Origin of the sequence: Agarilytica rhodophyticola (assembly GCF_002157225.2) — a bacterium.
GTDB classification, from domain to species: Bacteria; Pseudomonadota; Gammaproteobacteria; order Pseudomonadales; family Cellvibrionaceae; genus Agarilytica; species Agarilytica rhodophyticola.
This window is the reverse complement of the sequence record NZ_CP020038.1, coordinates 1515201-1528128: the sequence shown is the minus strand read 5'-3', so window position 1 is coordinate 1528128 and position 12928 is coordinate 1515201. Positions and strand designations below refer to the sequence as shown.

The following is a 12928-nucleotide window of genomic DNA, read 5'->3' as shown; positions in this document are numbered from 1 at the left end:
CTGCGGCGCCACCATCACTCGCCAGAATTTTTAAGACCGTGGATAAAACTATAAGCCACTGCGGCTAAACGACACTTTACTTCTTAATCCTACCTGTTTTTGAACGGTGAATAAACTCAAGTCGGTTGCCACTCGGCTCTCTAATCATCATGTGTTCCGTCGGCCCGTTACCGAGGGTCTCTGGGGCAAACTCAATTTTCACACCAGGTACTGTTTTTAGTTTTTCATGAAGGGCATCCAAGGCCTCGAAACTTTCCATAGTGAAAGCAATATGGTGTAAGCCTACATTGTTTTTTCTGTCAAATTTAATGGCTTTTTTAGGATCAGATACTTGCCATAGAGTAATAAAAGCTTCGCCATTAGAGAGAAACGAAGAGGGATAGCTCTTATCGCGCCCAGAAACCGAAAAGCCCAAAACAGATGTGAAAAAATTTTCAGTAGCATTAAGGTCAAGCACGGTTAGCCCGGTATGGTTAATACCACCAACGCCACTATCGTTAGCCAGGGCCGGGTGCTGTACCAACAAAGATAAATATGAAAATACAGCAATGAAAAGAAGGTTTTTCATAAATCACACTCGTAATAAATAATTATACTGAAGACAACAGGGTCGTTTTTCCAACGCGATAGTGCCGGCAGCAAGCGCTATCGCTCGCAATCACAGACAATTGAGTGTTAGCAAAATTCAACTTATATCTAAAAAACTGTTTTTTTTGCTAGAGTATGTAGGTAACCTCTAATTTAAGTGCGCTTCTTAGCCAAGATGTATCATCCTCCATTTTATTGAGTATGGTTAAAAACCAGACATCAAGGTAAAATGTTTTGAGGCCACTTAAGGTCTAATTTAGCTCAACTATTCTATTATTTATTGTTATGACAGAGCGCCAGATGATAAAACCTACCAAAACCAAAGCTCAGGCAAGTGACGAGCTAGCTGAGGAGGTTAATAAGTTTTTGTCTTCTGGCGGCGCAGTAGAAAACATACCTACAGGTATTAGCGGAAACGATAAGAACGTTAATCTATTTGCAACAGCAACACACTTTGAGCCCAAGAAAGATCGCACATCTGTGACAGAAGTGGTGCAAGAACTTGAAGCACGTAAGAAGAGTAATACGTCAAGTGGTGTCAAGAAATCTAAAGGCCCAAGAAGAAAGCTAATTACTGATGATTTCGGCGAGCCTATACGCTGGGTATGGGAAGAAGAGTAAAAAAACGCCAGAAAAGGAACAAAAAAAAGCGACATTAAGTCGCTTTCTTTACTTCTACTAAGGCTAAATATTAACGAGAGCTCACCGCTTCACCACTCTCACCACCGTAGTTAATAACCGCAAGATAACCCATTGGCACGGGTCGACCATCGACAAACCCTGGAATGAAACGAGATTTTTTCAAGGCATTCTTAACAATCTTTGTATCGCGTCGATACGCTCTTTGATTGTCTAGCTCTCGAACCACATCAGTTTTGCCATTTTGATCCACAGTAGCTGCCACACGAGAAAGAGGTCCATGCCCAAGAAAAGCCTCGCCATTCACCCAGCTATTCCTGTTATAACGATCGTACCAGTCAGAAACATCTAAGCGTTCCTGCGGAGCAACGTAATCTCGACCATAACGCTCATGCATTGAGCCTAGGTTGGGGATAAGCGCTGCGTGAATTTTACCATCAATCTCGTTAAGACCAACGCGATATGACATTCTCACGGGAACGGTTTTATCATCAACCGAAGCGGGAGTAAATGCCAGTTCTGCCATTGCTTGCTCAGTGGCAGACACTAAGGAATCGCTATTTTGTTTGTCATAACAACGTGTCACTTTGGCAACACCTTGAGGGTCAATATCAGATTGACAGTACAGCACACTGCCACTGCTACCTATATTTAGAACCTGTGATTCTTGCAACGTATCAATGAGTTGTTGTTCAGAAAAATTAAACATTGCGGATTTGTATACGGTGTCCGCGAATGCTGGAACTGAAAATATCAAAGCAAACGCAACACTTACTAGGCTAACAGATTTTTTATTCACACTTTTTCTCCTGACCATTCTGTGCACAGCTTTTTAAAATGCTTTTCAAATACAAAGGGAAAAGCCAAGCCAACAACATAGTATTTAATAGTTTTGAGTTATAACAATAGCAGACTTGCTAACATCATAACATTAAATTTTTATTACAGTTAAGTTATTTTTATGTAACAAAGCAAAAAAAATGTTTATTTAATCATCGAAAAGCGGAAATAAATGTCAAAAAGAAATAAAAAAATGCCATGGGAGAATTTTTTATAATTTTCCCAACAAATTTAATATAACTAAAAATAATATAAAAAGGTTAGTCTGGCCAACAAAGAGTGTCTTAGGCTCAAAACATGGAACAACAAAAGTTAAATAGTAGGTAAGAAAAGAGAGAAATATGGGGTTATACAACCCCATGAGAAAGGGCTAAGAGGTAGCTTACAACTGTAATTGCGGCGAGTACGGCAAAGATTACCCCAAGGAGAGTAAGTACCTTAAATGGGCTTCTTTTAACTTGATGAACACTACTGGCTAAATATTCATCGACTTTTTTTTGATCTTCAGGGTACAAATCAGGCATAGCGACAAACCATAATTTTAATTATCTTTACACCTAGAGACGTTCAAGACTAGTGTTAACAAACTCTAAGTAAGTCTGGCAGTATACATTAAGCATATGCGCCGCACACTGCCAGACAATTGTCACCTGATCTCTATTAAAAAAGCGCCTCATCCAGAAGCATGGTACTTTCAGAGCCGGCCTTAATTTTCATCTTCAATGCAGCTACCTGAGGCAGTAACTTAACGTAAAAGAATTTTGCTGTAGCTAATTTCGCCTTAGCGAAGTTATCATCATCACCTTTTTTAAGGGCCGCAACCGCCATTCTGGCCCACATATAGCCATAGGCAACGTAACCAAATAACTCCAAATACTCTACCGCCGCACTACCGGGCGCAAATGGATCTTGTGCCGATTGAGTAATCACTTCATCTGTCACTTCCACGAGATCATCGACACGGCTCATCAGCTCAGTTAAGAAATACTCACTTCCAGCCACTTCTTTTGCATTATTGACGAATTCTTTCACATCTTTAATAAATAGATGCAACATCTCGCCCTTGGTACTTACTGTCTTGCGCGCCATTAAATCCATGGCTTGAATACCATTAGTGCCTTCATATATTTGAGTAATACGAATATCGCGGATATGTTGTTCCTGCCCCCACTCGCGCACATATCCATGACCGCCCAGAACCTGTTGCCCGTGAATGGCTGTTTGCAAAGCCATATCCGTCATGAAAGCTTTGGCAACAGGAGTCAATAAAGCGCCCATATGATCGGCATAAGCTCGAATTTGTTCATCTGGCGAGTATTTCGCTAAATCTAGCCACTGAGCAAGATAGATGTAAAAAGCACGGCTACCTTCATTAAAGGCTTTCATGGTCATCAACATACGGCGCACATCAGGATGAACGAGCAAATTATCCGCTGCTTTTTCCGGTTGTTTGGCACCGTCAGCGCTGCGACCTTGTATGCGCTCTTTAGCATAGGCTAAAGCTGTCTGATAAGAAGCTTCAGCGACACCCACGCCCTGTATACCAACACCGAGACGCTCATAGTTCATCATAGTGAACATGCAGGCTAAACCTTTGTTGATATCGCCAACAAGCCAGCCTTTAGCACCGTCAAAGTTCATGACACATGTAGCCGAGGCCTTGATTCCCATTTTTTTCTCGATGGAACCGCATGTCACATTATTTCTTGCGCTTTCAAGCCCACTCTCGGTCGGTAAAAATTTAGGCACTAGGAAGAGCGAAATACCTCTAGAACCTGCCGGAGCATCTGGTAACTTAGCTAACACTAGATGAATAATATTATCAGCCATAGAGTGCTCGCCCCAGGTGATAAATATCTTTGTTCCAGTGAGGGCATAACTACCATCAGCTTGCGGAATAGCTTTGGTGCGGATTAAACCGAGATCAGAACCGCAGTGGGGCTCTGTAAGATCCATAGCACCTGCCCACTCACCACTATACATCTTAGGCAAGTAGCGCTGCTTTAATTCTTCTGAGGCATGAGCATTGATAGCCAGAGCAGCACCGGCAGCCAACATGGGACAAAGGCCAAATGAGATATTGGAACCTTGTATCATTTCTTCAACAGCACAAGACAAGGTTTTTGGCATTCCCATACCATCATATGCAGGTTCGCCAGATAAGCCATTCCAGCCACCTTCGCTGAAGGTCTGATAGGCTTCTTTAAAACCAGGAGGTGCAATGACTTCACCTTCGTCCCATCGGCACCCGTGTTCGTCAGCTTCGCGATTAAGCGGTGCAAGTACCTGTTCACCCAGTTTTACCCCTTCGTCAAGGATTGCATCTGCGGTCTCAATATCTATTTCAGCAATACCCTCAAGAGTCTTCCATAGTTGGTCAACTTCAAAGACGTCCTTCATGTTAAAACGGATATCGTCTAATGGTACTTTGTAGTCACTCATTGTGGCTCCTTACTAGGAATAATAGTTATTGTGAGTATTTAACTAAGGTTTAAAAATTAAAACAAGCGTTTGAATCATAATATTGTGATTATTACGGCAGCAATTTGCAAATGGATCGCCCTGTTTTTCGCAAGATTACATAACAAAAAAGCCACCGAAGCGGTGGGGCTCGCTGAAATTCTCGCCATTAAATATGGAATTCGTCACCAACCCAATAAAAGATCAAGCTATTTGGTTCAACAACGCACCAGGCTGTTTAGGGTCTATTTGAGTATTAGCAATGGCTTGGGATACACGAGAAGATATTGAAGAAATAACATTTGAAGCTTCTGGTGACGAAGCTCCGCCGTCACTTTGGCCTCGGATCAATGCGTCGCTGTTATCTTGCTCTGAAGAATTTGGGGAAGACTGGTTTGGGTTACCGGCAGATGAATCAGCAGCGTCAGGAGATTCTTGTTCTTGTTGTGCTGCAGCTTCCACTTGTTCAGCCACCAACTCAGCCCTCGCCTGGGCTTCTAAGCGTGAAGCTTGAGCTGCAACATTGCGATCTTGTGGTGAAGGCTCTGCTGGCGCCAATGCTGCGCGGCGCACAATCTGGGCTTTTTGTATAGTTGCTTCAGGTGTGGCAGCCCTCCCTATATCAATGGAGACCTCTCCGCCTACAGCGTAGTTGACGCCATCCGGACCACGTTGATATTCATAAGACGGTGCTCCAGCATATTGCCCACCAACGGCGGCATGAGCCTGTTCGTGAGCACGCACTTCTCGATCTCTTGCTGCCAATTCAGAGATAATACGCTGATCCCTAAGTTGTTGCTGCTCCTGCACTTCTCGCTCTATTCTCTCATCCTCAAGCCGCTGTTGCTCAACGGTCGATCGCTCACTATCGGCAATATTTAAATCAGTTTTCTGCCCTGGGGGCGCAGCAGAAACAGGAGTGAATAGAGACTTTTTATCTGAAGAAATAGTGTTAGAAGTATTAGGTACAATAGAGTTGACGGATAAAGAACGATCCACCTGTCGTTCCGAGATCGCAGGGAAAGCGAGAAAGCCATTGGCAATATTTTGAGAAAGGCCATTTGCTATCATTACAGAATGTCAGCACTCCTCTGAATCAGCTATTTCAATTACTCTTCTATAACAGCAGCAATGGAAACATCAAGATTTAATGTCGATCAGGCTACCTAAATTTTCATTGGCAACAGAAACAACCTGGGCAGATGCATTAAATAGCTGCTCTTGGCGCCTTAATTCAATCAAAGGCTCTTCTATGCCTCGCTGAGTGCTCTCCTGAGCTTCATTAATCGGTGGTAATGTAGTATCAGTGCTACGATCAACTTGCTCGTTTGGGTTCTCTCGAACATTCGCACCAGCGATTTCATTGGCTGATCTTTGCAATTCACGCTGGCTTGCTTGGATACCACGCAAACCTTCATTAATAACAGAACCTACCATCGCTCAACCCTTCTTTTATTACCTCATCTTTCGTAATGATCGCAAAAGACAATATGAAATGTGTATTCAGAATGTCTATTTTACCGAAATATCGAACAAAAAACAGGCAAAAATAGAAGAAAACACCCTTGGTATAAGACGGATTTGTATTAATATTAGACTGTATTCAAAAGTTTGTTTATATCGATGTGTTGCGCAGCCTCATCTATTGAGACCTCAGACATATAAGGTATCACTCCCAGCATCGGGGCCGGCAGCATGCGCTGTAAAGTCGCGATATTCTCTTCTACGGCCAGCATGTCAACATCCACGATATTCGCCACCCAAGCCGCTATTTTCAGGCCATCACGCTGTATTGCTTGCGCCGTTAATAAGGCGTGGTTAAGACAACCCAGGCGAATACCGACCACCAGTATGACCGGTTGCCCCAAACCTTTCGCAATATCCGCCATCGTCTCCCTAGGGCCGATGGGAGCCAACCAGCCGCCAGCACCTTCTACTAAGCACAGGTCGAATCTATTCATCATAGCACCGCGGCAGTAGCCAACCACGCGATCGGCAGATAAATTCTTGTTCTCTCGGGCTGCTGCAATATGAGGTGAAACCGCAGCTTTAAGGGTAATAGGATTAATTTGCTGATAATCCAGTTTGACACTGGCCCACTTTGATAGCGTTAATGCATCTTCATTGCGCAAACCATCGGGTGTTTGCTCGCACCCAGCCGCTATAGGCTTAATTGCCAAGGTCGCCAAGTTTTTCTGTTGTTTTGCAGCTTGTAACAGGGCTGCACTAACCACCGTTTTGCCGACGTCAGTATCTGTACCTGCGATAAAAAAAGTCTGTTTTACAACTGCGTTCACTCTATCTATACCCCTTAAAAATTAGCTGCTGGCTTTTGCTAAAAAATAATGTACCTCATAGCTTGCAGGTAGAAAATCATCTATCCGATACTTTTCATAAGCTGCTTCTAGTTGTTGTAATTTATGACGAGTTGTCAGGCCTTTATTCTGTCCAGAATTAACATTATGAGCACCGATACCTTTAAGCTCCCGCATCAAATGTAATACTTTCTGATATTGCAAAACTTCTATTTGGCAGACATGCTGCTGGATAGTAAAACCCGCTTGTTCTAATTCAAAAATAACATGTTCAATATTTTCAAAGTGATTAATATGAACATATTCGTCTACCTCGTACCAAGCATTGCGCAGCTCGTACAAGGTGTCGGGACCAAGCGTAGAAAATAATAACCATCCCTGCTTTTTAAGCACCCGCTCAGACTCCCGAAATAACGCAGCTAAATGATCACACCATTGAATACTCATGCTGGAAATAATACCGTCGACTGAAGACTCAGCCAGCGGCAATTTTTCAATGTCGCCACAAATTAAACGCCGCTGCATATAAGGTAATTTACTGCGGCAAAACGCTAGCATACCTTCAGCGATATCGAGGCCCCAAACGTCATTATCTTGGTTATTAATAGCATCGATACAAAAACCTGTACCACAACCTAAGTCAAGAATATTTCCACAGTACTGTTTCTTAAATGTCTTTAAATGAGCAACAACTCTACGCTGTAAATCGGCAATACCATCATAGTTTTTAGCGGCATGACTAAATGATAAAGCCACTTGGCTTTTATCACGCACACAGCGTTTTTCAGCTCTATCAAAAAACTCCCGTAATACACCTGCGACTTTATCTGCCTGCGAGATATGAGGCGCATGGGCTGTATTTTCCAGCACAAGATTTTCCGCATTTAGGCCTTGATTAAAAAATGTTTGCGCCACGGCACTTGGTACTAATGTATCGTTTTCACCAAAGATAGCTAAATGAGGTAGAGCCAATTGTTTTAATGTATTGCGGTTATCAATACTATTTAACCAAGTTAACGCATGCAACCACTGTTCTGTAGTATCCGCATCAGGCAATGGCTGTGTATCACGAATATATTTAACCACTTGTTTGCGAAAGCCATCTCCTTTGGCTTGAAGTTGGGCGAAACGTTGTAATGTTTGTTGTGCTTGTAGTTGAAACCCCTCATAAAATGCCTCGTAAATATTAACATCGCAGGCAATGGGCCAATCTTTTGCCACTGTAAATTTAGCATTGCTAGCAATAGTCGTCAGCGAACAAACCCGTTCTGTTAACTGAGCTGCTAATTGGGTAGCAATCATTCCTCCCAAAGACCAGCCAATAAGATGGAATTTATCAGGTACAAGTGCTTTCAACTGCGTTAAAAAGTCATCGAGAGAAAAATTTGGACTGTGTTTATTAGTTCCAAAGCCAGGCAAATCAATAAGATATACATCACGTTGCTGCTGCAACCCGCCAAGAAGCGGTTTCCATGCACGACTGTCATTTCCCCAGCCATGAATAAACACGAGAGGAACGGGAAATAAATTATTTGACTGACCTGAAATATATTGAATGTTTATGTCTTTTTCTGAGCTTGTCACATTATTATTCAACAGCATTAAAAGCCTCTGCTAACGCATTTAAAAGTGATGCCACATGCTCAATAGTATGATTGGCAGAAAATGTTACGCGTAATCTCGCAGTATCCGCCGGCACGGTAGGCGGCCGAATGGCACTCACCCAGAAACCTTTACTTTCTAGTAAGTGGGAAATTTTCATCGCCTTATCAGCACTGCCGACTAGGACAGGTTGAATCGGTGTCGTCGACACCATAATGTCGAGCTTTAAATCTCTGCAACCCTGACGAAAGAAATCTATTAGCGACGTTAAGTGCTCACGACGTTGAGGCTCTTGTTTGATAATACCTAAACTAACTCTGGTTGCCGCAGCAACTGCGGGCGGTAAGGCAGTAGTATAAATATAGGTTCTGGCAAACTGTATAAGTGTTTCAATCAGCGTTGCACTACCTGCAACGAAAGCCCCGAAGGTACCAAAGGCTTTACCTAAGGTACCGATAAGAATGGGCACATCGGAATGACCAAGTCCAAAATGCTCGACGCTACCATTGCCATTTTTACCAACACACCCGAACCCGTGGGCATCATCAACCACTAGCCAAGCATTGTATTTTTCCGCTAATACGCATAGGTCAGGTAATTTAGCGAAGTCGCCATCCATGCTAAATACGCCGTCCACAACTATCACTTTACGTATGCTATTGGATTGACTTAGCTGCTGCTCAAGGTGTGCAAGATCATTGTGTCGAAAACGCTTAAAATCAGCGGCACTAAGCAAAGCACCATCGATAAGCGAAGCGTGATTTAGACGATCTTCAAAAACAGTGTCACCACGCTTAAGTAACGCATTAATCACTCCCATATTCGCCATATATCCCGACGAAAAAAGAAGCGCTCTGGATCTGCCGGTGAAATCGGCAAGCGCTTCTTCTAAGGCATGATGCTCATGGGAATGACCACAAACTAGATGTGAAGCACCGCTACCAACGCCATATTTTTTTGCCGCCAGATTAAATGCTTCGATAACTTTAGGGTGATTTGCTAAGCCCAGGTAATCATTACTACAAAAAGATAAATAAGATTTACCGTTACGAACAATTTCAACCCCCTGAGCAGATTCAACACATGTTCGCTGTCGGTATAGAGACTTGGCACGACGCTCGCGCAGAGCATCTTGTAAACTATTATCCAAATTCATATATAGAGCGCTTTCGCCTGTTCACAAACAAAAGCGTTTAATGATAATTACTAATTAAGAGCTAGAAGCGTCGTAAAAATATTTATCGGTTTGCGCTTTCTTAAGATCATCGTTTAACGATGCTTCCAACACTTCGTCAGACTCTCCGGCATGGTAAGCTTCAGGGCTAATGCCTAAGCGATTGAGCAAGGCCATATCCTTGTTCTTCTTAGGGTTAGGAGTGGTCAAAAGTTTTTCGCCATAAAAAATAGAATTTGCTCCAGCAAAGAAAGCCAACGCCTGCATCTGCTCATTCATACTTTCTCTACCCGCAGATAAACGAACGTGAGACTTAGGCATCAAGATTCTAGCAACAGCAATAGTGCGAATAAAATCAAAGGGGTCAAGATCTTTCTCATTCTCCAAGGGCGTTCCGGCAACTTTCACTAACATATTGATAGGTACTGATTCCGGATGCACCGACATATTGGCCAGCTGCTGTAGCAAACCCGCTCGATCACTTGCTTCTTCGCCCATTCCGACAATACCACCACTACACACTTTCATACCTGCATTACGCACATTGTCTAACGTGTCTAGTCGATCTTGATAAGTTCTTGTGGTAATAATGTCGCCGTAGTATTCAGGCGATGTGTCGAGGTTGTGGTTGTAATAATCGAGGCCAGCGTGAGAAAGTTGCTGAGCTTGTGCTTCAGTTAACATCCCTAAAGTCATACATGTTTCCATACCTAAGGCTTTAACACCTTTAACCATATCAACCACATAAGACATATCTTTAGCTTTAGGCGAACGCCAAGCAGCTCCCATGCAAAAGCGAGTCGCTCCTCCAGCCTTAGCGGCTTTGGCTTCTTCGATAACTTTATCCACCGCCATTAACTTTTCACGCTCTAAGCCAGTATCATAGCGAGCACTCTGCGGGCAGTAGGCACAGTCTTCAGGGCAAGCACCTGTTTTCACTGAGCAAAGAGTACTAATTTGCACAGTATTTGGATCAAAGTAACGGCGGTGTACAGTCTGCGCCTGAAATAATAAATCATTAAAAGGAAGTTCAAACAACGCTAAGATTTCTTTGCGTGTCCAATCATTTCTAATATCTTCTACTAAGTGCATACCGTCGTCGCTTCTCTTTACTTTGTTTTATTCTGTTGTATTTCTTGGTTTTGCTGTATTAGCTTTTTGAGCCTACGCTAGTTACTCACAGTTCTAGCTACCCAAGCCCCAATTAACCATGTTCTAGTTACATCTGTACTAGTTACATCTGTTTTAGCCACTTAGCTAATGTAAGCCCATAAACCCCTTGCATCTTATTTGGAGTTCATAGTAAAACATGAACCTTAGTCATCAACGACCACCTCTGTCAACCAAAAAAGGATTTTAGGTTTACAAGTATATGATTCACCTCACTTTAAGTACCAGATTAAGCCTCGCAATTGAAAAGTGTGCTGAGTGGTTAATACCCAGCTTTTGCACACTCTGCCTAACAAAAAGTAAACACCAACTTTGCCCAGACTGCCTTGGTTCACTGCCATTGAACAATGGTCAAGTGTGTGCATGTTGCGATATTCCGCTACTGACAAATGCTCAACTTTGTCCGGACTGCCTTACAAGATCACCATCGTTCGACAAAGTTATTACTGCTTTTAAATATGCGTTTCCAGTTGATAATTTAATTCTGCAGTTTAAAAATCGGCACGCACATCACTATTTAACATTGCTATGTGACCCACTAAAAACGCGTATAGAACAGAACAAAGGAACACAAATGCCAGATATTATTAGCCCAGTTCCTTTGCATTGGAGTCGCCAGCTTATCAGGGGCTATAACCAGAGCGCGCTACTGGCAAAACATCTGTCATCAGAGTTAGATATTCCCTATCTTCCCGTCTTGAAAAAAATACGGACAACACCGTCTCAGCAGAACCTAAATAAATCTCAACGGTTTAGTAATCTAAAATCCTGTTTTAAATGCACAACCAATGTAAAAGGTAAATATATTGTGCTGGTAGATGATGTGGTCACTACAGGGGCAACTGCGCAAGTCTTAGCCAAAACCTTGAAATTAGAGGGAGCCAAACGCATCGAAATATGGGCTTTAGCGCGAACACCTCAACCTCATGACACTCGATAGTTAATTTGCTCTATAATCTCCGGTTTTTATCAAACAGGAAATAATCTTGGATCTAGCCGATTACGCACGACTTAGCCCAGACTTAGTACTCGATGCCATTGAAAGTCTAGGTTATTTAACTGATGCAAGAGTGTTCGCACTCAATAGTTACGAAAACCGGGTTTACCAGGTTGGAATTGAAGAGGCAGAGCCCTTAATCGCTAAGTTCTATCGTCCAAATCGCTGGAGTGATAGCCAGATAAATGAAGAGCATCAATTTGCCCTAACACTTAGTGCGCAAGAGATCCCGGTTATTGCTCCCCTAGCAATTGATGGTCGCAGTTTGTTTGACTATCAAGGGTATCGCTTTGCGCTCTATCCCCGCCGTGGCGGCCATGCCCCAGAACTTGAAGATTTGGACACGTTGTTCACATTAGGCCAGCATCTGGGCCGTATTCATGCCCTAGGCAAAGTCCATCCGTTCGCCGCACGACCAGAAATCTCCATACAGTCATTTGGCCACGATAGTCGCCAATTTGTAATGGAATGCGGTCTTTTGCCGGACAGTTTAAAGGATGCCTACAGTACGTTGACCGAACACCTGCTCGATAAAATAGAAACAGTTGTCAGTACCATCGATTACACCCCCATTCGCCTGCATGGAGACTGTCACCCTGGGAATATCCTGGTTCGCTACGACCACCTTTTTATTGTTGACCTCGACGATGCGCGTAATGGCCCTGCAATGCAGGATATGTGGATGCTGCTATCTGGAGACAGAGCGCAAAAAACTTCTCAGCTATCTAGCCTCATAGAAGGCTACGAGGAGTTCTGCGAGTTTAATTATGCCGAGTTTGCCTTAGTTGAACCTCTACGAGCACTGCGTATGATGCACTATTGTGCTTGGCTAGCAAAACGTTGGAGTGATCCAGCATTTCCTCTTGCATTCCCCTGGTTTAACACCGAAAGATACTGGGCTGAACATGTTCTAGAACTGCGTGAGCAATTAGCCGAATTGGATGAAGCACCGCTATCTTTACAGGGCTTTTAAGACCAGTGAGTCATCACAAGTGTCGATTTTTTTAACGTACAAAAGCATTTATAAACGCCAAATCGATATGTGATAGACGAAATAAGAATTAGCAGATGGGACTACGGTAACACATCGCTTTTATCGATATCCAGAGCGAATATAGTATTCGTTTCTTAAGAATCATTTAC

General features: G+C 43.0%; 13 protein-coding genes. 3 read left to right on the top strand and 10 right to left on the bottom strand.

The window, feature by feature from the left end:
- Window positions 1-76: 76 nt before the first annotated feature.
- Window positions 77-568 carry a VOC family protein gene (locus tag BVC89_RS06495; protein WP_086930406.1) on the bottom strand — a complete coding sequence of 164 codons (492 nt, stop codon included), beginning with the start codon at window positions 566-568 and terminating at the stop codon, window positions 77-79.
- A 320-nt stretch (window positions 569-888) separates the two neighbouring features.
- Here BVC89_RS06495 and BVC89_RS06490 point away from each other — a divergent pair, with 320 nt between their 5' ends.
- Window positions 889-1209: a hypothetical protein gene (locus BVC89_RS06490; RefSeq protein WP_245929354.1), complete on the top strand. Its 321-nt coding sequence runs from the start codon at window positions 889-891 to the stop codon at window positions 1207-1209.
- 70 nt (window positions 1210-1279) lie between these two features.
- Here the strand turns inward: BVC89_RS06490 and BVC89_RS06485 are convergent, their stop codons facing one another.
- The 9 genes from BVC89_RS06485 to bioB all read right to left on the bottom strand — a co-directional run bounded on the left by BVC89_RS06485 (window position 1280) and on the right by bioB (window position 10710).
- The gene (locus tag BVC89_RS06485) at window positions 1280-2026 is read right to left on the bottom strand and encodes a hypothetical protein (protein WP_086930405.1); all 747 of its coding nucleotides are present in this window, start codon (window positions 2024-2026) and stop codon (window positions 1280-1282) included.
- A gap of 388 nt (window positions 2027-2414) precedes the next feature.
- Window positions 2415-2591 carry a DUF3094 family protein gene (locus BVC89_RS06480; protein WP_086930404.1) on the bottom strand — a complete coding sequence of 59 codons (177 nt, stop codon included), beginning with the start codon at window positions 2589-2591 and terminating at the stop codon, window positions 2415-2417.
- 136 nt (window positions 2592-2727) lie between these two features.
- Window positions 2728-4509, bottom strand: coding sequence for an acyl-CoA dehydrogenase C-terminal domain-containing protein (locus tag BVC89_RS06475; RefSeq protein WP_086930403.1), 1782 nt, complete (start codon window positions 4507-4509; stop codon window positions 2728-2730).
- Between the two features lie 222 nt (window positions 4510-4731).
- Window positions 4732-5598, bottom strand: coding sequence for a putative metalloprotease CJM1_0395 family protein (locus tag BVC89_RS06470; RefSeq protein WP_086930402.1), 867 nt, complete (start codon window positions 5596-5598; stop codon window positions 4732-4734).
- A 69-nt stretch (window positions 5599-5667) separates the two neighbouring features.
- Window positions 5668-5964: a hypothetical protein gene (locus BVC89_RS06465; protein ID WP_086930401.1), complete on the bottom strand. Its 297-nt coding sequence runs from the start codon at window positions 5962-5964 to the stop codon at window positions 5668-5670.
- 155 nt (window positions 5965-6119) lie between these two features.
- Complete coding sequence (gene bioD, locus BVC89_RS06460) at window positions 6120-6824, bottom strand: dethiobiotin synthase (protein WP_086930400.1); 705 nt, start codon at window positions 6822-6824, stop codon at window positions 6120-6122.
- 21 nt (window positions 6825-6845) lie between these two features.
- Window positions 6846-8444 carry a malonyl-ACP O-methyltransferase BioC gene (gene bioC, locus BVC89_RS06455; RefSeq protein WP_086930399.1) on the bottom strand — a complete coding sequence of 533 codons (1599 nt, stop codon included), beginning with the start codon at window positions 8442-8444 and terminating at the stop codon, window positions 6846-6848.
- Window positions 8431-9600, bottom strand: a complete 1170-nt coding sequence (gene bioF, locus BVC89_RS06450; protein ID WP_086930398.1) for an 8-amino-7-oxononanoate synthase — start codon at window positions 9598-9600, stop codon at window positions 8431-8433. The genes bioC and bioF overlap by 14 nt, the downstream gene beginning before the upstream one ends.
- A 54-nt stretch (window positions 9601-9654) precedes the next feature.
- On the bottom strand, window positions 9655-10710 hold the full coding sequence (gene bioB, locus BVC89_RS06445) for a biotin synthase BioB (RefSeq protein ID WP_086930397.1): 1056 nt from the start codon (window positions 10708-10710) through the stop codon (window positions 9655-9657).
- A gap of 652 nt (window positions 10711-11362) precedes the next feature.
- Between bioB and BVC89_RS29590 the strand changes: the two genes are divergently transcribed.
- Both BVC89_RS29590 and BVC89_RS06435 read left to right on the top strand, forming a co-directional pair.
- Window positions 11363-11728, top strand: a complete 366-nt coding sequence (locus BVC89_RS29590) for a ComF family protein (protein WP_158657807.1) — start codon at window positions 11363-11365, stop codon at window positions 11726-11728.
- 46 nt (window positions 11729-11774) lie between these two features.
- The gene (locus BVC89_RS06435) at window positions 11775-12758 is read left to right on the top strand and encodes a serine/threonine protein kinase (RefSeq protein WP_086930395.1); all 984 of its coding nucleotides are present in this window, start codon (window positions 11775-11777) and stop codon (window positions 12756-12758) included.
- Window positions 12759-12928: the final 170 nt, after the last annotated feature.